20 protein-coding genes and 1 pseudogene are annotated in these 18,696 nt (G+C 57.2%); 16 read left to right on the forward strand and 5 right to left on the reverse strand.

Going from position 1 to position 18,696, the window contains the following annotated elements; translation table 11 throughout:
* Positions 1-56: 56 nt before the first annotated feature.
* A complete protein-coding gene (gene rfbB / locus DW49_RS0110200) occupies positions 57-1,139 on the reverse strand; it encodes a dTDP-glucose 4,6-dehydratase (protein WP_024421235.1) in 1,083 nt (360 codons plus the stop codon).
* A gap of 210 nt (positions 1,140-1,349) precedes the next feature.
* Between rfbB and DW49_RS0110205 the strand changes: the two genes are divergently transcribed.
* The 5 genes from DW49_RS0110205 (at position 1,350) to DW49_RS0110225 (ending at position 8,516) form a co-directional block, all read left to right on the forward strand.
* The gene (locus DW49_RS0110205) at positions 1,350-4,259 is read left to right on the forward strand and encodes an aminotransferase (RefSeq protein WP_024421236.1); all 2,910 of its coding nucleotides are present in this window, start codon (positions 1,350-1,352) and stop codon (positions 4,257-4,259) included.
* 336 nt (positions 4,260-4,595) lie between these two features.
* Entirely contained in the window at positions 4,596-5,474 is an 879-nt protein-coding gene (aguB, locus tag DW49_RS0110210) for an N-carbamoylputrescine amidase (RefSeq protein ID WP_003380768.1), read from the forward strand.
* A 5-nt stretch (positions 5,475-5,479) separates the two neighbouring features.
* Entirely contained in the window at positions 5,480-6,586 is a 1,107-nt protein-coding gene (gene aguA, locus DW49_RS0110215; RefSeq protein WP_005621713.1) for an agmatine deiminase, read from the forward strand.
* 219 nt (positions 6,587-6,805) lie between these two features.
* Positions 6,806-7,012 carry a hypothetical protein gene (locus DW49_RS1000000129960; RefSeq protein WP_005621711.1) on the forward strand — a complete coding sequence of 69 codons (207 nt, stop codon included), beginning with the start codon at positions 6,806-6,808 and terminating at the stop codon, positions 7,010-7,012.
* A 229-nt stretch (positions 7,013-7,241) separates the two neighbouring features.
* Positions 7,242-8,516, forward strand: coding sequence for an OprD family porin (locus tag DW49_RS0110225; protein ID WP_005621709.1), 1,275 nt, complete (start codon positions 7,242-7,244; stop codon positions 8,514-8,516).
* Between the two features lie 145 nt (positions 8,517-8,661).
* Here the strand turns inward: DW49_RS0110225 and DW49_RS0110230 are convergent, their stop codons facing one another.
* Complete coding sequence (locus DW49_RS0110230) at positions 8,662-9,156, reverse strand: hypothetical protein (RefSeq protein ID WP_005621707.1); 495 nt, start codon at positions 9,154-9,156, stop codon at positions 8,662-8,664.
* Between the two features lie 159 nt (positions 9,157-9,315).
* Here DW49_RS0110230 and DW49_RS0110235 point away from each other — a divergent pair, with 159 nt between their 5' ends.
* The 7 genes and pseudogenes from DW49_RS0110235 to DW49_RS1000000133630 form a co-directional block, all read left to right on the forward strand.
* Complete coding sequence (locus DW49_RS0110235) at positions 9,316-9,855, forward strand: GNAT family N-acetyltransferase (protein WP_005621705.1); 540 nt, start codon at positions 9,316-9,318, stop codon at positions 9,853-9,855.
* 187 nt (positions 9,856-10,042) lie between these two features.
* Positions 10,043-10,675, forward strand: a complete 633-nt coding sequence (locus DW49_RS0110240; RefSeq protein WP_005621703.1) for a DUF4062 domain-containing protein — start codon at positions 10,043-10,045, stop codon at positions 10,673-10,675.
* Positions 10,668-12,107 (forward strand): RNA-binding domain-containing protein, encoded by a 1,440-nt coding sequence (locus tag DW49_RS0110245; protein WP_005621701.1) that lies wholly within the window; start codon positions 10,668-10,670, stop codon positions 12,105-12,107. Before DW49_RS0110240 ends, DW49_RS0110245 begins: the two co-directional genes overlap by 8 nt.
* 119 nt (positions 12,108-12,226) lie before the next feature.
* Complete coding sequence (locus DW49_RS0110250) at positions 12,227-12,688, forward strand: GNAT family N-acetyltransferase (RefSeq protein WP_005621698.1); 462 nt, start codon at positions 12,227-12,229, stop codon at positions 12,686-12,688.
* A 175-nt stretch (positions 12,689-12,863) separates the two neighbouring features.
* On the forward strand, positions 12,864-13,103 hold the full coding sequence (locus DW49_RS0110255; protein WP_005621697.1) for a type II toxin-antitoxin system RelB/DinJ family antitoxin: 240 nt from the start codon (positions 12,864-12,866) through the stop codon (positions 13,101-13,103).
* Positions 13,093-13,383 carry a type II toxin-antitoxin system RelE family toxin gene (locus DW49_RS0110260; protein ID WP_024420904.1) on the forward strand — a complete coding sequence of 97 codons (291 nt, stop codon included), beginning with the start codon at positions 13,093-13,095 and terminating at the stop codon, positions 13,381-13,383. The genes DW49_RS0110255 and DW49_RS0110260 overlap by 11 nt, the downstream gene beginning before the upstream one ends.
* Positions 13,384-13,470: 87 nt before the next feature.
* Positions 13,471-13,590: pseudogene (locus DW49_RS1000000133630) on the forward strand (GNAT family N-acetyltransferase); the annotation flags it as partial.
* 21 nt (positions 13,591-13,611) lie between these two features.
* Here DW49_RS1000000133630 and DW49_RS0110265 read toward each other — a convergent pair.
* Entirely contained in the window at positions 13,612-14,349 is a 738-nt protein-coding gene (locus tag DW49_RS0110265) for a hypothetical protein (RefSeq protein ID WP_005621692.1), read from the reverse strand.
* A gap of 357 nt (positions 14,350-14,706) precedes the next feature.
* Here DW49_RS0110265 and DW49_RS0110270 point away from each other — a divergent pair, with 357 nt between their 5' ends.
* The 4 genes from DW49_RS0110270 to DW49_RS0110285 all read left to right on the forward strand — a co-directional run bounded on the left by DW49_RS0110270 (position 14,707) and on the right by DW49_RS0110285 (position 16,436).
* On the forward strand, positions 14,707-15,048 hold the full coding sequence (locus tag DW49_RS0110270; RefSeq protein WP_003380754.1) for a DUF5713 family protein: 342 nt from the start codon (positions 14,707-14,709) through the stop codon (positions 15,046-15,048).
* Positions 15,049-15,124: 76 nt separating this feature from the next.
* Positions 15,125-15,739, forward strand: a complete 615-nt coding sequence (locus tag DW49_RS0110275) for a histidine phosphatase family protein (RefSeq protein ID WP_005621689.1) — start codon at positions 15,125-15,127, stop codon at positions 15,737-15,739.
* Positions 15,740-15,919: 180 nt separating this feature from the next.
* Positions 15,920-16,162, forward strand: a complete 243-nt coding sequence (locus DW49_RS0110280; protein WP_024420901.1) for a CopG family ribbon-helix-helix protein — start codon at positions 15,920-15,922, stop codon at positions 16,160-16,162.
* Positions 16,152-16,436, forward strand: a complete 285-nt coding sequence (locus tag DW49_RS0110285; RefSeq protein ID WP_024420900.1) for a type II toxin-antitoxin system RelE/ParE family toxin — start codon at positions 16,152-16,154, stop codon at positions 16,434-16,436. The genes DW49_RS0110280 and DW49_RS0110285 overlap by 11 nt, the downstream gene beginning before the upstream one ends.
* 62 nt (positions 16,437-16,498) lie before the next feature.
* Here the strand turns inward: DW49_RS0110285 and DW49_RS0110290 are convergent, their stop codons facing one another.
* The gene (locus DW49_RS0110290; RefSeq protein WP_024420899.1) at positions 16,499-17,041 is read right to left on the reverse strand and encodes a hypothetical protein; all 543 of its coding nucleotides are present in this window, start codon (positions 17,039-17,041) and stop codon (positions 16,499-16,501) included.
* A gap of 274 nt (positions 17,042-17,315) precedes the next feature.
* A complete protein-coding gene (locus DW49_RS0110295; protein WP_005621686.1) occupies positions 17,316-18,557 on the reverse strand; it encodes an OprD family porin in 1,242 nt (413 codons plus the stop codon).
* Positions 18,558-18,696 lie beyond the last annotated feature (139 nt).

Here is an 18,696-nt window from a genome sequence, read left to right on the forward strand (position 1 = left end):
AAATGGTGGCTGTTCGACAGTCTGCACTCAGGCGTGCCAGTCGAAAAGTGCGGTGCTCAGGCAATCAGGTCTTTTGAATCAGTAAAACCCAGTCGCTGGCCCTGATAACTGCCGTCCTGAACCCGGCGGCACCAATCCAGGTTGTCCAGGTACCACTGCACAGTCTTGCGCAGCCCGGATTCGAAGGTTTCTTCAGGTGTCCAGCCCAACTCATTGTCGATCTTGCTGGCATCGATGGCATAGCGCTGATCGTGGCCCGGTCGATCCACCACGTAGGTGATCAGGTCGCTGTAATGCTGCACGCCGTCCGGGTGCTGCGGGGCGAGCTCGTCGAGCAGTGAGCAGATGCCGCGCACCACGTCGATGTTCTTCTGCTCGTTATGGCCACCGATGTTGTACGTCTCACCGACGTCGCCTTCGGTCACGACCTTGAGCAACGCGCGCGCGTGGTCTTCGACGTACAGCCAGTCGCGCACTTGCAGGCCATTGCCGTATACCGGCAGCGGCTTGCCCGCCAGCGCGTTGAGAATCACCAGCGGGATGAGCTTTTCGGGGAAGTGGAACGGCCCGTAATTGTTGGAACAGTTGGTCACTACCACCGACAGGCCATAAGTACGATGCCAAGCGCGAACCAGGTGATCGGACGCAGCCTTGCTCGCGGAGTAAGGCGAGCTGGGCGCATAGGGCGTGGTTTCGGTGAACAGATCATCGACACCGTGCAGGTCGCCGTACACTTCGTCGGTGGATATATGGTGAAAGCGGAACGCCTGACGCTCGACGTCCGGCAGCTTCAACCAGTAGGCGCGCGTGGCCTCCAGCAGGCTGTAAGTGCCGACGATATTGGTCTGCACAAACTCGGCAGGGCCATCAATGGAACGGTCTACGTGGGACTCGGCCGCCAGGTGCATGATCGCCTGGGGCGCGAACCGCTCCAGCACTGCACTGACCTTGGCCTGATCGCAGATGTCAGCCTGCACGAATTCATAACGCGTGTTGCTCGCAATCGACTGTAACGACTCAAGGTTGCCGGCGTAGGTCAATTTGTCGAAGTTCAGCACGTCGTGTTCGGTGTTGTTTATCAGATGGCGGATCAGTGCGGAGCCGATGAAGCCCGCGCCCCCAGTGACGAGTATTCGCATGAACTGACCTTCTTGTGTGTTCTGGAAGTAGTGCAGCATAGCGCTTGAGCGCGTATGGCAGGATGAGGTCATTAAACCTGAGCACTCGAACGAATAAAACTCTGCCGATTTTCGACCTGAATCAATCGGCCCGATTGCTATAGTCGCCCGACTGCCTATAAAGCCCTGCTCGCCGAGCCGAGGCCTGATAACACGATCGAGGTTTTTTCAATGCCGCTCGCCACGCTCATCCGCCGCTCCAGTCTGCCGTGCCCCGAAGTGAGCGTTGAGGAGGCGCTGCAACTGCTTGCGCAGCATTACGGCCTGAGCGGCACGCTGAAAACGCTGGGCAGCCAGCAGGATCGTAACTTTCTGCTTGAAACCGACAAGCGGCGTTACGTGCTGAAAATCTGCCACGGGGCGTATTCGACCCGCGAGTTGATGGCCCAGCACGCGGCTTTGCAACACTTGGCCAGCCACCGCGCAGTCAGTGTGCCCGGCGTGATACGCGCCAATGACACTGAGCAGCTGTTGTCCGTCGATGTTGATGGGCAGGCGGTGCACGTGCGCTTGCTGGAATTTATCGACGGGCAGTCGCTGGGGCATGTCGGGCACCTGAGCCATGACATCGTGGTCGGGCTGGGCGAGTTGTGCGCTTGCGTTGATCTGGCGCTGGCCGATTTCGAGCATCCTGGCCTGGAGCGCATCCTGCAATGGGACCCGCGCCATGCTCACGCGCTGATCAAGCACCTGCTGCCCGTCATCAAGGACGCCGACGCCCGTGCCTGCGTGATGGAAGCGGGCGAGCAGGCGCATCGGCGCTTGTTGCCGTTGATCCCTTCACTGCCGATACAGGCGGTGCACCTGGATATCACCGAGCACAACGTCGTCTGGCGGCGTGATTCGCAGCGCCAGTGGCAAATGCAGGGGTTGATCGACTTCGGCGATCTGGTGAGCACCTGGCGAGTGGCCGACCTGTCGGTGACCTGCGCGGCGCTGTTGCACCATGCCGAGGGCGATCCGTTGTACATCCTGCCGGCCATTCGCGCCTACCACGCGCTCAATCCGCTGAAGCGTGAAGAGTTGCAGGCGCTCTGGCCGCTGATCGTGGCGCGTTCTGCGGTGCTGGTCCTCAGCAGCGAGCAGCAGGCCAGCGTCGAGCCAGACAACGCTTACATTCAGGCCAACCTTGCTGGCGAATGGAACATCTTCGACGTCGCGACTTCTGTGCCGATGGCCCTGATGGAAGCGGCGATTCTGCAGGCGGCAGGGGTAGATCTCCCGTCTGTCGATCAGCCCGTCTACCAGTCGCTGTTGCCCGGTCTGACGGGGCTCAAGCCGACAGTGGTTGATCTGGGCGTGCTCAGTGAGCACTTCGTTGCGGGCAACTGGGAGCAGGGCGGTATCGATGAATATCTGCTCTCGCAAGCGGCCGGTGACGATGGCTTGGCGGCCAGTCGTTTCGGCGAGTATCGGCTGTCGCGCACCTTGCCTGACTGCGCGAAAGAACCCGAGACGTTCGCCTTGCACGTTGAACTGCACGTGCCCGCCGGCACCGCTCTGCATGCACCCTTCAGCGGCACTTTGCGACTGACGGCAGATGCGGCATTGCTGCTGGTCGGTGACGCAATAAGCCTGAAGCTGTGGGGCGTTTTGCCGGATGCTTCGTTGGCGGATCACGTGTCAGCAGGCGCATTGATCGGGCAGGGCGGCGGTTCGCTGTTGCTGCAGTTGTGCACCGCGACAGACCTTAGCCCGCCACTGTTCACCACGCCATCCTGGGCGGCCGCCTGGTGCAGGTTCTGCCCATCGCCTTCAAGGCTGCTCGGCTTTGAGTGCGACGCGCCGGCGCTTGCAGACCCCGCGCAGTTGCTGGCGCGCCGTGATGCCAGCTTCGCCCGCTCGCAAAAACATTACTATCAAGCACCGCCGCAGATCGAGCGCGGCTGGCGCAATCACCTGATCGACATGCAGGGCCGCTCCTATCTGGACATGCTCAATAATGTCGCGGTCCTCGGCCACGGCCACCCGCGCATGGCTTATGAAGCGGCGCGGCAGTGGTCGCTGCTCAACACCAACTCGCGTTTTCACTATGCAGCGATTGCCGAGTTTTCCGAACGTCTGCTCAAGCTTGCGCCCGATGGAATGGACCGGGTTTTTCTGGTCAACAGCGGCACCGAGGCCAATGACCTGGCGATCAGGCTGGCCTGGGCCTACAGCGGCGGGCGCGACGTGCTCAGCGTGCTGGAGGCTTATCACGGCTGGTCGGTGGCAACCGATGCCATTTCCACGTCAATCGCCGACAACCCGCAGGCGCTCAGCACCCGCCCCGACTGGGTGCACCCGGTCACCGCGCCCAACACCTATCGCGGGCCATTTCGTGGCGCAGACAGCGCGCCGGAGTACGTGCGCAGTGTCGATCAGGTGCTGGCAGCGCTGGCCGAACAGCAGCGCCAGGTGGCGGGTTTTATCTGCGAGCCGGTGTATGGCAATGCGGGCGGCATCTCGTTGCCGGCGGGCTATCTGCAACAGGTGTATCAAAAGGTTCGCGCGGTGGGTGGCGTGTGCATTGCTGATGAAGTGCAGGTGGGCTATGGCCGCCTGGGTCATTACTTCTGGGGCTTTGAAGAGCAGGGCGTGGTCCCGGATATCATCAGCATGGCCAAGGGCATGGGCAACGGCCACCCGCTGGGCGCGGTCATTACCCGTCGTGAGATTGCCGAGGCGCTGGAGGCCGAGGGTTATTTCTTCTCGTCATCCGGCGGCAGCCCGGTCAGTTGCCGAATCGGCATGGCAGTGCTGGAGGTCATGGAGGAAGAAAAACTGTGGGACAACGCGCGGAGTGTCGGCGACCACTTCAAAGCGCGCCTGCAGGCACTGACCGATATACATCCGCTGGTGGGCGCGGTGCATGGCATGGGGTTTTATCTGGGTGTGGAGCTGATCCGCAATCGCCAGACTCTTGAGCCTGCCACAGAAGAAACCGCGCAACTCTGCGAGCGCCTGCGTGAACTGGGCATCTTCATGCAGCCGACCGGCGACCACCTGAACATCCTGAAAATCAAACCGCCGATGTGCACCACCCGCCAGAGTGTGGATTTTTTTGTCGATAACGTGTCGAAGGTCCTCCACGAACTGTAATAGAGGACGCAGAGCGTCCAGAACGGCATACCCACGCGGAGCATGGGCACGATAGGTGGCGCCCGGACACTATCGTCACACCCGAGTCTGCTTCTGCTTCTGGCCGGAGGCCGTGGGAGCGGACCGGGCGACGCTTCGTTTGTCCGCGAAAAGGCCAGCGAGTCCCAAGCTGGCATTGTAATCAGATTCATATCGATATAATTGGCCTTAAAACGATAAACAGATATTTTTTTAGCTTTTAAAGTCGATTTTTATCCGCTATAAAGGCCCCCATAATCGTCATCGCCCGTCTGCTATGGTGATAAGTCCTTTGCATCCGCCCCTGGAGATATTTTCATGAGCCGTATCGTTTCTGTCGCTGCTACCCAGATGGCCTGTTCCTGGGATCTGGAAGCCAACATCGAGACCGCTGAAAAGCTGGTGCGTGAAGCTGCCGCCAAGGGCGCACAGATCATCCTGATTCAGGAACTGTTCGAAACCCCGTACTTCTGTCAGAAGCCGAACGCGGACTATCTGCAGTTGGCGACTACCCTGGAGTCCAACGTTGCGATCAAGCATTTCCAGAAGATCGCCAAAGAACTGCAAGTCGTGCTGCCGATCAGCTTCTTTGAGCTGGCAGGGCGTGCGCGTTTCAACACCATTGCGATCATCGACGCAGACGGCACCAACCTGGGCATCTACCGCAAGAGCCACATCCCGGACGGCCCCGGCTACCACGAAAAGTACTACTTCAACCCAGGCGACACCGGCTTCAAGGTATGGCAGACCCGTTACGCGAAAATCGGCGTCGGCATCTGCTGGGACCAGTGGTTCCCGGAGTGCGCGCGCAGCATGGCGTTGCAGGGTGCAGAAATCCTCTTCTACCCGACCGCCATCGGCAGCGAGCCACATGACAAGACCATCAGCTCCCGCGACCATTGGCAGCGCGTGCAACAAGGCCATGCCGGCGCGAACCTGATGCCGCTGATCGCCAGCAACCGCATCGGTAACGAAGAGCAGGACGGCTACGACATCACCTTCTATGGCTCGTCGTTCATCGCCAACCAGTTCGGCGAAAAAGTCGCCGAGCTCAATGAAACCGAAGAAGGCGTGCTGGTCCACAGCTTCGACCTGGACGAGCTGGAGCACATTCGCAGCGCGTGGGGCACGTTCCGTGATCGCCGTCCGAACCTGTACGGCGCGGTCAAGACCCTCGACGGTTCGCTGGAGTCCTGATCGCCATGACCACGCTCAACAGCACGCCACGCGCCGACGGTTTTCACATGCCAGCCGAATGGGCACCGCAAACCCAGGTCTGGATGGTCTGGCCAGAGCGCCCGGACAACTGGCGTCTGGGTGGCAAGCTCGCCCAGGCCGCCCACGTTGCCATCGCCAGGGCCATCGCCCGCTTCGAGCCGGTCACGGTGGCGGTGTCTGCCGCGCAGTACGACAACGCCCGTGCGCGGCTGGACATGCCCAACATTCGCGTCGTGGAAATGAGCAGCAACGACGCCTGGGTGCGCGACAGCGGCCCGACCTTCGTCATCAATGGACGTGGCGAACTGCGTGGCGTGAACTGGGAGTTCAATGCCTGGGGCGGTTTCGATGGCGGCTTGTACGCGCCGTGGAATCTGGACTCGCAAGTGGGCAGCAAGGTGCTGGAAATCGAGCGTTGCCCACGTTATGCCACCGAAGGCTTCGTGCTGGAAGGCGGCTCGATCCACGTCGATGGTGAAGGCACGTTGATCACCACCGAAGAGTGCCTGCTCAATCGCAACCGTAATCCGCACCTGACCCGCGAACAGATCGAAACGGTCCTCAGCGACTACCTGGCTGTGGATAAGATCATCTGGCTGCCGGATGGCCTGTTCAACGACGAAACCGACGGGCATGTGGATAACTTCTGCTGCTATATCCGTCCGGGCGAAGTGTTACTGGCCTGGACCGATGATCCCGAAGACCCCAACTACCCACGCTGCCACGCCGCGTTGAGTATTTTGGAAAGCACCCGTGATGCGCAGGGTCGTGCGTTTATCGTTCATAAAATGCCGATTCCCGGCTCATTGTTCGCGACAGAAGAAGAATGTGCAGGCGTCGATCAGGTGCACGGTAGCCAGGAACGCAACCCATCGGTGCGTCTGGCCGGCTCCTATGTGAATTTCCTGATCGTCAACGGCGGCATTATCGCGCCGAGTTTCGATGATCCGATGGACGAAAAGGCCCGTGAAATCCTGCAAAAGCTGTTTCCGGAGCACGAAGTGGTGATGGCACCTGGCCGGGAATTGCTGCTCGGCGGGGGCAATATTCACTGCCTGACGCAGCAGCAGCCAGCCCCTTTCAAGGCCTAGTGCTTCATGACTAGTTGTATCTGACAGCAACTAGTTGGTCCCGATCTTGCTCTATCAAGCTCATCATCTGATGGGCTTTTTTTCGTTATCTTATAACTACATTTCACGCAGGCTCAGTGGAAATTGTTGTAAATCCGATTGGCGAAAAACCGTTTCATCAGCTTGACTGTCACACGGCGGCAGTAGATTTAGCCCCTCATGAATCAAGAGGTTTTCGCTATGAAAGCAGGTATGAACCAGCAGTATGTTCGTGGTTTCTCTGCTTCTCCCAGTAACGAGGCCCGCCAATTGATGGCGGATTGGTTAAGGACAACCAGGCCTGCGAAACCAAGACCGGATGTGCGTGCGATGCTGTTGCGGCGCTACCCGGCAGGACTGTTCAACGATGCCGAATTTGAAGCATTGCTCCGCGTTCTGACTGACTAGACAACACTCAGGCCGAACGCTCTGGCTCGGCCATCTGCGCGTTTGACACCTTCAGGCACCGGGACTAGGATTCGCGCCCCACTGCCTGTGGCCAGACCCCTTGTACGTGCATCAGTAGTCCACTGCGATTCTCGTGCGGCTCTCTATACTGCTTGTTCAGAGGCTGGAAGCCGGGACGGCCATTGGCCGTCGCCACAGCGCATGTCAATTCGCAGAAAAGGAAGACAAGATGCTAACCAAACGTATGGGAATGCTCGCTTTGGGCATCATCAGTGCCAGCCAGGCCATGGCCGAAGGGCAGGCACATTCAACGGGTTTTGTTGAGGACAGCAGGCTGACTGTCAACCTGCGTAACGCCTACATCAATCGCGATTATAAAAACGACCGGGAAGACAAGTCCGAATGGGGCCAGGCCTTCATGGGCAACTTCGCGTCCGGTTTTACTCAAGGCACGGTTGGCGTGGGCGTCGATGCCTTTGCGCTGTACGGCATTCGCCTGGATGGTGGCAAGGGCCGCAGTGGCAACGGCGGTATCGATTTCTTCAAGCAGGGCGACAGTGGCGCAGCGGCCGATGACCTGTCTCGCGCAGGTGCAGCGGTGAAGGCGCGCTTCTCGAAGACCGTCATCAAATATGGCGACCAGATGCCGCAATTGCCGGTGCTGAGTTACGACAATTCCCGTCTGCTGCCAGAAAGCTACACCGGCACCATGATCACCTCGAAAGAGCTCGACGGGCTTGAAGTGGTTGCAGGACGTTTCACCCAAGAGGCCCGCAAAAGCGCTGAAGGTCGCGACAGCGGTGATCTGAAAAGTATCAACGTCTACGGTGCCAGCTACAAATTCACTGATGAATTCAGCGCTGCGTTCTACGCATCCGACAACGAAGACGTGCTCAAGAAGCAGTACGTCAATCTGAACTACGTCTTTGCCCTGCCGCAAGACCAGTCGCTGACCTTCGATTTCAACGGCTACAAGACCAAGCTGGATAAAGACTTCACCACCAGCGATGCGCGTGACAACAAAATCTGGAGCCTGGCAGCGACCTGGGCCGTCGGCATCCACTCCTTCACCCTGGCGCACCAGCGCAGCACCGGTGACATGGGCTACGCCTACGGAGGCTATCGCAACGACGGTGGTTTTGGCGACGGCGGCAACACCATCTACCTTGCCAACTCCTACTGGTCCGACTTCAACGGCAAGGACGAGCGCTCGTGGCAAGCAGCCTACGGTGTGGACTTGTCCGGCCTCGTCCTGCCCGGCCTGAGCTACAAGGCTGCCTACGTGCGCGGCGACAACATCGACGATGGCACCGCTGGCAGCGGCGACGGCACCGAGCGCGAGATATTCAGCCAACTGACCTACGTGGTTCAAAGCGGCCCGGCCAAAGACCTGTCGATTCGCCTGCGCAACTCGTTCCTGCGCGTCTCCGATGATGCACAGGCCTACAACAGCGAAGGCAACGAAACGCGCATTTTCGTTGATTATCCGATTAACGTTTTTTGATCCGAGGGCGGCGGCGTGGCAACGAACGTCGCCTATCTCCTGATCGCTCCAGCGTGGGCACGTATTTCGTGACGCTCTGCGTCACATTCGGCCATTGTGGGCCTGTCTACAGCACCTCGATCAGCTCATAAGCCTAGGGCATCCCTCAGTCCGCAATCAACTGCACGAACACCGCAAAGCCGCCGAGGAAGAACCAGAAAAAGCTGAACAGCCAAGGGCTGCGCTTGGAGAACAGTAAAGACTTTTTCGGCCCGGTTTCGCTGGACTCCCAGTCGCTGAACAGTGGCGAGTCGTCATAGGTCAGCCCGATGACAGGCTCGCTGAGCAGCAACTGAGACTGTTTGTGATGCCAATGCTGGATGATGTCGCATGCCGCCCGAATGCCTGGCCAGGCGAACAGCGTACTGAGCAGCCCCAGCAAGGCCAGCATTGGCGGCACCACCAGGGTGAACATCGCGCCCCATTCTGTGTTCATGTTCGCCATCGACGACGCGTAGGCAATCACCAGAAACGACTGCGCCGACAAATAGGCGTTGGTACGATTGGACAGGTTGGTGGTTTCGTAATGAATCTCGCGTCGATAGAAATCCAGCCGTTCCTTGGGCGAGCCAAATAATTTGACCTGCTGCTCATCCACCACCTTTTGGGGTGTCTGATCCGTAATGATTCTGGGCACTGGGCTTACCGATGTGTAAAAGATGCTGGATAGACCCCCATCGGCATCAAGCAGTTCGACTTAAAACCCCGGCATACGGGACCGTTCATCCTGTGAGCATTGTTCAACGGAAAGGAACATCGCATGACGACTACCCCCACGCTGCACACCGACCGCCTGCTGCTGACACCGCTTCAGCTTGAGGATGCGCCGGCTGTTCAGCAGCGTTTTCCGTTATGGGACATTGTGCGATACCTGAACAACCGCGTCCCCTGGCCTTACCCGCAAGAGGGTGCGCTACGCTACATTCAAGACGTCGCGCTGCCCGCCATTGCAAGCGGCACCGAGTGGCACTGGATGATCCGTCTGCAGAGCGCGCCCCAAGAGATCATCGGCAGCATTACCCTCATGACCCATCCCGGCAACAACCGCGGCTTCTGGTTGCACCCGGACTGGCAAGGCAACGGCTACATGAAAGAGGCCTGCCTTGTCATCAATCGACAGTGGTTCGAAGTGCTGGGCATGCCCTTGATGCAGGTGCCCAAGGCTGCGCCCAATGAAGCCTCGCGGCGCATTTCGATCAACGAGGGCATGCGCAAAGTGAGCTCGTACGATGATGATTTTGTTGGCGGGCGGTTTGAAGTGGAAGTCTGGGAGATGACGCGAGAGGAGTGGCTGCGCTGATACGCATTTGGTCGCATAGTGTCATAAACAATCGTTCCTGTTTTCCATCTTGATGATGTGCTTTTCAGCACCTCTAGGCAGTCACGGCACATGCCTGTACCTTTCTTCGCTTCAAGACAATATAGCGCCGTGAGCCTGCCGCATTTGCGAGGGCCGCGGGCTGAAAGCTGGAGTGGTTCGTCAAAGCATGGACGTTAAGAAACTCAAAATCATGGTGTCCTCGACTGTCTACGGCGTGGAAGAGTTGCTGGACCGTGTCTACACGCTGCTGACCAGCTTTGGTTATGAAGTGTTGATGTCGCACAAGGGCACCATTCCCGTGTCATCAGGGCAGACCGCCTTTCAAAACTGCCTGGCAGCGGTGCAGCAGTGTGATTTGTTTCTGGGTATCATCACCCCTCAATACGGTAGCGGTGTAGATACCACTGGTATTTCTATCACCCATCAGGAGATGAAATTCGCTATCAAACTGAAGAAGCCGCGATGGTTTCTGGCTCATGATCACGTCGTGTTCGCGCGGACCCTGCTCCGGGAGCTTGGTTACAAGAATCAGGAGCTAAGGCAAACCTTAAGCCTTAAGCCCAAGGCCACTTCGATCACAGATCTGAAAGTAATCGACATGTACGAAGATGCCACCATGGAGCAGTTGCCCTTGAACGATCGCCAAGGTAACTGGGTCCAGAAGTTTGATCGTGATGATGATGCCGGTCTGTTCGTCGTGGCTCAATTCTCGCGCTACCAGGATCTTGAGCAGCGTCTCAGAGATCATTTAAGTGACAGTGAAATGGTCGCTCAGCGTTTGAAGGACGATCATGAATAGAAGCCTGTCCCAACTTAAAAAACTGCTGCTGCTGGGCGAAAGCCAGAACCTTGAGCTCAAGGCTCGCGTGAGCACGTCGATATGTGGTCGGCACGTTTGCGCGTTTCTCAATTCTCAAGGCGGCTACCTGTTGTGTGGGGTCGACAACGACGGCCAGATTCTCGGCGTTGATGATGCTCAGCGTGCGGCGCAGAAAATGGAGACCCAGCTCAAGACGCAGATCCAGCCTCCAGTGTTATTTTCGGTTGAAGTTCAGAAGATCGACGATCGACAGGTGCTGGTCATCGAGGTGCCCTCAGGCAAGGATGTTCCCTACGCTTTTCGAAATGACATCTATATCCGCCAGGGCGAGGGCACGGTAAAGGCCAGCATCGACATCATTCGCGATATGGTCTTGCGCAAGCAGATTGAGCCAGAGCGTTGGGAACGACTATTTGCCTCTGAGCTGGATGAGCAGCAGTTATCTCGTACAGCCTGTCATAAGCTGCTTTCTGCACCCCGTATTCCGTTGGAAGTCCGACAGTCCGATCAGGGTTTGTTGCACCAGTTGCAGTTACTGTCACTTGCAAAGTACGGTCGCCTTACCAACGCAGCCGACGTTTTGCTTGCTCAGGATCCTTCACGCCGTCACCCTCAGGCAAGAGTGCGCGCAGTTTGTTACAGCAGCAAAACCTCCGACGAGTACCCGGATCTGCAACATTTTGCAGGCCCGATGACTGAGGTGATCGAACAACTATCCGCATTTATCATGCGTAATACCCCTGTTAAAGCGCGCTTCAGCCAACGCCGCAATCAGCGTGAAGATTTACCGCTGTACCCGGAGATGGCGATACGTGAAGGCGTCGTCAATGCCTTCGCTCATCGAGACTACAGCAGCTTTTCTGGCGGCATCAAAGTAGAAATCAGCCCGGCCCGACTGCAAATCTGGAACTCCGGCAGCCTTCCTAAAGGCGTCGATGCCAACAAGCTGCAACAGGGCCACATTTCGGTGCTGCGCAATCCTGATATTGCTCACGCACTTTACTTGCAGGGGTATATGGAAAAGCTGGGACGTGGCAGCGTATTGATTCGTCAGGCCTGTCAAGATAACGGCCTCGCGCCCCCTGTCTGGCATAGCGAAGGAAACTCTGGCGTCACCCTGACGTTCTTTACCCCGGAAGTCACCCCGGAAGTCACCCCGGAAGTCGCCCCGGAAGTCACCCCGGAAGTCGAGAAGCTGATTGTGCTCGTAAATGGCGACATCAAACGGTCAGAACTCCAGCACCAGTTGAAGCTGACCGACGCGGAACACTTCCGTAAACGCTACCTTTCGCCCGCGCTCGAGCAGGGTGTTATCGCCATGACCATTCCTGAAAAACCTACTAGCAGCAACCAGCGATATCGCCTGACGAACCTGGGAAAAGCCGTTCGCAAGCGACTCGACGAACAGTGAATGCCTGGCCGATTCTGTTGGCCGACAGAACTGAAAGCAGGCGCAGAGCTCATCTTCTGATGAGCGTGACTCAAGAATCGGGTGTTTGACATCAAGCTTTTCATACGCAAGCAAATACAGTGCAGCAGATCCTGAAAAATAGTCCCCACGTCACGCTAACAACCGTTCAGCCTGAAGACTTTGAAGCCCTCGTTGCACTGCGTATCGAAGCCATGCGCGAAAGCCTCGAGCGCGTTGGCCGGTTCGATCCGGTGCGCGTTCGAGAGCGTTTTCGTGAAGGCTTCTCGGCGCCGGATACACGCTATATCGAGGTTGCCGGCAACAGAGTCGGCTTCGTCGTCGTCAAGGCGCTCGCCAATGGTCTGGTGCTGGACCACCTGTACATCAAACCCGATGCGCAAGGGCGAGGCACAGGCTCTGCGGTGCTTCGCCAAGTGTTCGCCGAAGCGGACGCAGCGGCGTCGACATTACGAGTCGGCGCGCTGAAAGAAAGCGACTCAAACCGTTTCTACATCCACCACGGTTTTCAGCTCGTTGAAAGCGGCGAGTTCGATAACTACTACGTCCGCCCCAACGTTTGATGAGTCGCTGACGGGGTGTGATCAACCTGCCGTGGCGGCCTTTTCGGCTGCACGGGCGCCATCGAAAGCGACCAGCGGGCGTGAAAATTTATAAGTGAGCTGTGCGCATGCTTGCAAAAGCAGATGTTTTTCGTCAGTGTAAAGACTAATGTCATTACACTCGGAGGCCGTACCGATGGCGTCTATTAATGTTCGTATCGACGACGATCTCAAGGCTCGTGCTTATCTCGAGCTTGAAAAGCTTGGCGTCACTCCTTCGGAACTGCTGCGTCAAACCCTGCAGTACGTGGCAGAGCGCGGCCAGCTACCGTTCAAGACCGTACTGATGACCGAGGAAGACGAAGTCTTGCTTGCAACAGTGCGCGAGCGCCTTGCGGCTCCGCAACGGGTCAAGGTTTCACTGGATGACTTATAGCCTCGAATTTGATGCGCGAGCTCTGAAGGAATGGCACAAATTAGGGGATACCGTGCGTCAGCAGCTCAAGAAAAAGCTGGCTACGATTCTGGTTGCTCCGCGTGTTGAAGCAAATCGCCTGCATGCGTTGCCCGACTGCTACAAAATCAAGCTGCGCAGCAGCGGCTATCGGCTGGTTTATCAGGTTATTGACCAACAGGTTGTGGTCTTCGTGGTTGCTGTGGACAAGCGTGAGCGAGATGAGGTTTACCGTAAGGCGGCTGATCGGTTGGGTGGGTAAATGAGGACCGGGTTACTGCGCACTGAATGAAAAAACACACTTTGCTTAGCCCGCCATCAGCCCTGGTGCGTGGACTGATGCAAGCCATCGACATTACGAGTCGGCGCGCTGAAGGAAAGCGACTCAAACCGTTTCTACCTCCGCCACGGTTTTCAGTTCGTTAAAAGCGGCGAGTTCGATAACGACTACGTCCGCCCCAACGCCTGATGAGTCGCTGACGGGGTGTGATCAACCTGCCGTGGCGGCTTTTTCGGCTGCACGCTTGGCGAGCATGGCCGCTTCCGTTTCCTGAGTGTGCAGCACACCCTTGTAGGCCAGTTGATTGAAGAACATGCCATCAGACTGTTCCTTGGACGGCGTCGACGTTTTGGGAATGAACAACGCACTCAAGTCCAGCGAATCGGCGAAGTTCTCCTTGGTCAGGTTGTACCGTCCCAGATAACTGCCGCTCCAGGGCGAGTCGGCATCGACCAGATCGATAGCCGTCTCCCGATAAGTGGCGGCTGCCGCTTTCAAGCCACTGGATGCATTCAACAGCGAGTTCAGCTGCTCGGTGTCCGCTTTGTTCAATTCACCGGCACTGTTGGTCGCTTTCAAATTGCCGTTCGCCTCGATCGTGAAGCCGAACTTCTTGCTGGCCAGATCCGGATAGACAGACGCCAACGTCGACTTGAACGCCTGATACGAAGTCTTCAGCGACTCCGTCGAGCTACTGTGCTGCGCCACCATCTTCGGGAACTCAGACGACTGCGAGCGGCCGATCCAGGTATCGACTGCTTCCATCGGCTCAGTAGTCGCAGGCACCTCGGTGCTCGGGTGATAAACGACGGCTGGCGTGTTGGCGGCGGCGTTCTTCAGCGCTTCTTTCTGCGCATCGGTGAGCGGCTGCGGAGTGAGCGTGATGCCGGAATTAGGCAGGGTGACGGTTGGAGAGGTGTTGTTGCCGGGTGTGAGCGAGATAACCATTTCATCAGTCCATGATTGCGGGGTGTAGGCAGGATATCGACGGGGTTGGGGGGGAGCTTTAGTAGCGGGTGCTCAGGCCAATCCATTCAAGATGTTTCGAGTAAACGACTAACGAGCGATACTGACGCTCTATCTGACCAGATCGGGAATGACGATACGAAGTGCTATTCAGTCTGGCCAGAAAGGGATTAGCCCGCGCTTGGACACGAAAAAGAAAAGCCCTTGGGGCTCGTCAGGCGATGGAGAGAAGGGCATCTTGTTAGTGACATAAAAGAAGTGGCAATGGCAGTCATCAACCGCTAAGGCCAGACGGCGAAAAGACCAGGCAATCAACATATAACCTTAAGAGGGATACCCATGCAGTTGACCAACGAAACCATGGCCAAACACGCCTTTCTGAAAGGCATGTATCAGGACGAGTATTTCCCTGACGCCGTTGTAAAAATGTGCGAAGACGTGCTGGTCAATCTGTGTCACGAAATCGAGCAGCAAAAGCCTTCCGGCCTGACCGCACTGTATGCCCTGACCCACAAGGCGACAGAGCAAATCAACGACCTGGAGGAAGTGTTTGAAGAAAATGGCAGCGAAATCGAGACCTTCGCCCGCGAAACCATTGGTGAAGATTTCATACGAATAGCAGACGCTTATGGTTTCCCCGATGCAGACATCGAGGAGCTGATCGCTCCGCGTGAGTGGTGATCAACGTTTTTTACGCCCCGGACACTGATTTTCAGCAGGGGAAACTCAGCCTTTTACTACGCACGAGCCCTCGTTAATGAAGCACGTCAGGCTAATTCGTCACGGCGAAAGTGCTGCCAACGCAGGCGAAGCCAGTGTGGATCACGCCACTATTCCCCTCACGCTGAAGGGTGTCGAGCAAGCGCAATCAGTGGCCCGGTCATTCACGCATGCTCCGGCCTTGATTGTCGCCTCGCCGTTCTCCCGAGCGCAGGCAACTGCGATGGCCACCGTATCTACCTTTCCTGCCACTCCGTTTGAAACCTGGCCCATTCAGGAATTCACCTACCTCGAGCCCGCACGGTGTACCAACACAACCGTTGCTCAGAGAAAGGATTGGGTCGAAGCCTATTGGGCCATGCCCGACCCGGCGTTTAGGGATGGCGCAGGCGCGGAATCCTTTCTGGAGTTTATAGGCAGAGCTCAGTCTTTCCTGGCTCTCCTCGCAGAGCACCCTACCCAAGACATCGCAGTGTTTTCGCACGGGCAGTTCATCAATGCCGTGGCGTGGCTGATAGAGCGCACGCCGCAGGGCATTGATGGGCGAGCAATGGCCGACTGGCGTGAGTATGAAATCACGAACCCTGTGCCCAATGGTTGTGGCTATGTGCTTTCCAGGCACCCAAACGATGTTGGCTGGATAGTGAGATAAGCCGGTCGGTTCCTGAGGCGCAGCGAGTGGATGGCACTCGGCGTGTACCAGAGGTTCGCGGAGCCGCTCGTGATCAGGCTCTGCTGCAAAAATTGTGAAATAAAGTCGCGACGACCTGCCAGTCCAAGTGAGCGCTTGCCGGTGTAAGATGCTCATCAACCGCTCACCATCGAGGCTGCCATGACCGGGATATCCCTGAACCTGCCGGAAGACCTTTCGAACTCGCTTTCTGATCTGGCCAAGACGAATGGCCAAACCGTGAGCTATCTGGCGATGGATGTGCTTCGCGATTACATCGAGCACGAGAGAGCTTTGACTGCACAGATTGAACGGGCGGTAGAAGAGGCTGATCAAGGTAAATTTGCCACCGATGGCCAGGTTGCGTTAATGCGCGCCCGCCGCTGGAGCAAGAATGCGGGTTGAGTGGCTTGAAAAAGCCCTCAAAAACCTGGAAGACGAAGCGAGCTATATAGCCCTTGAAAACCCCAAGGCGGCTGATGATTTCTCAGATGCGATTTTCGCCAGCGTAGACAAACTTGCCCGGTTTCCTACGATGGGCCGTGAGGGTCGAGTCAAAAATACGCGTGAATGGGCAGTGCCCAACTGGTCATATCTCATCCCCTATCGGGTACGCGGTGACCACCTTCAAATCCTTGGGGTATTTCATACGCGGCAACGCCCTCGTACCCAGTGGTGACTGCTTGCAAGGCGAGGACGAAGTGCCCCCACTCGCCGCGTACGGCGGGTGGCTTGAAGGGGTTAAATTGCACTATCAGCCGTAACGTACTGGATCACTTCTTCAAGCGTCTCTATGTCAGGAGAGTTGTTCGCCAACGCTTCTGGGTGGCACCAGGGGTAATCCAGATGCGATACCCACTTCATGATGCAGTGCACATCACTCGCTGGTAGGGTTTTCATATGCTCGATGGTGATAGTGAGCCTCTCTACAAGCCCCGACTCGGCGCTGAACTGCCATTCATATAGGCCGCAACCCACGCGGGCCTCGCCGGAGCTCTTGTCGGACATGCCGACCAGCCACTTACACTGGAATGTCCTGGCCTGAGGTTCAGGTGGAAGCCCTATGCAAAAGGTATAGACGTTTTCGAATGTCTGGCCGAATCGCCTGACCAGCACATCACCGATGGGCCCAATGCCTTCAACGTGGGGTGGAAATGAGATAGATCCGGTGTGCACGACCATGTCGAGTACCGCGTCTGACGCAAAGGCCTGGTCCAACAAATGCGGGCGATTACCGTCCTTGGCTTTTATGTACTGTTGAATTGATAGCTGAGCAGTGTTCATTGTTGTCCGTCGCTTCCATATCAGGTTGAGAGAAGGCTAATCCGGGGTTCACGTTACTGTTCCACGCGAGCCCGCTCTTATTCACAAAGCGCTACTGCACACACTCACTGTCAGCATGCAGTCGGGCATGTCGTCGGCTACAACTTGAACGTATCAACCACACTTCTGAGTCGCCCAGCTTCAGAGTCCAGCTCTGCACAGGCTATGAGCGTCGCGCTGAGATTATCAGTGGTCTGGCGGGTCAACTGGCTGAGCAGCATCACTTTTATCGCTATTACCACAGTGGCAATGTGTAGCTCACGATCAGGCGTGTTTCGTCCAGGTCGTTACCGAAGTTTGAACGGACCGTTGCATTTCGGACTTTCATGCCGACGTTTTTCAGAGAGCCACTTTGTATGACATAGCCGATATCGGTATCGCGCTCCCACTCTTTACCGCTGTTGCTGCCGGCGACCAAGGCATTGTCGCCGCTGACATAACGGCTCATGAAGGTCAGCCCCGGCACACCCAGCGCCGCGAAGTTGTAGTCGTAGCGCAGTTGCCAGGATTTTTCCTGAGCGTTGGCAAAGTCGTTGATCTGGACGAAGTTGACCAGGTAGGGGTCGGAATTGGCGATGTACGGAAACGGATCATCACCGCTCATGCGCTGATAGGCCGCCGAGAACACGTTGCTGCCCAGCGTGTAAGACGCCATGCCGTTGGCTGCGCGGTTGTCCAGGGCGCGGAAGTTGCCGTCCTCGGTGCTTTTCGAATAGCGCAGGTCAAACTTCAGCGACTGTTGCGCGGCAAGGGGTATCTCATAGACCACGCCGCCAAAGTACTGCCGATAGACGTTTTCCAGGTTGCCGTAGTACAGGCTTGTACTCAGGGCCTTGTTGAAGCTGTAGGTGCCGCCGGCAAAGCGGAAATCATCGCTGACGCCGCCGATGCGGTTGCCCGTGAAGTCTTGATAGTTTGAAGAGCTGTTGAACTTGATTTGCTCGAGCTTGCCGCCTTGCAGCACCAGCTTGTCGATATCTCTTGAGGTAAGCAGTGCGCCTTCGAACGTCGCCGGCAACAGGCGCGTGTCATTGCTCGAGACCACGGGGGTGCGAAAGGCCAGCGAGCCGACCTTCAGCACGGTTTCCGAGACCTTGGCCTTGGCCGTCAGCCCAAGTTTTGAATACTCGTCCTGCGAGCCACGGCCGTTCTTTGAACTCAGGTCTGCCGGCAGCAGGCCCGTGCCACCGGAGCCGTCACCACCATCCAGCTTGAGGCCCAGCATGCCGACGGCGTCTATGCCCAGGCCCAGAGTGCCTGGGGTATAACCCGACTCGAATCGCAACATGAGGCCCTGCGCCCACTCTGCGGCTGCATCACGCTGCGCGGTGGGCGGGCCGTTACGAAAGTCACGATTGAAGTAGAAGTTGCGCAGCTCGATAGTGGCCTTGCTGTCGGCAATAAAGTCTGCGGATGCCGTGAGTGGTAAAATCAGCGCGCACGTACCCGCAAGGGTGAAAACCTTGTTGATTAACATATTCTTGATGCTCCAGATAACGGCAGATTTAGGGGGCGGCGGCAAAAACTGAGCGCAACACCTGACCAATCCGGTACGGTGAACCTATGTCATATCATGAACTCAGCATTGAAGAACGCATCACGATCCAGTTTGGCCA

This window comes from Pseudomonas avellanae BPIC 631, assembly GCF_000444135.1.
Classification (GTDB): Bacteria; Pseudomonadota; Gammaproteobacteria; order Pseudomonadales; family Pseudomonadaceae; genus Aquipseudomonas; species Aquipseudomonas avellanae.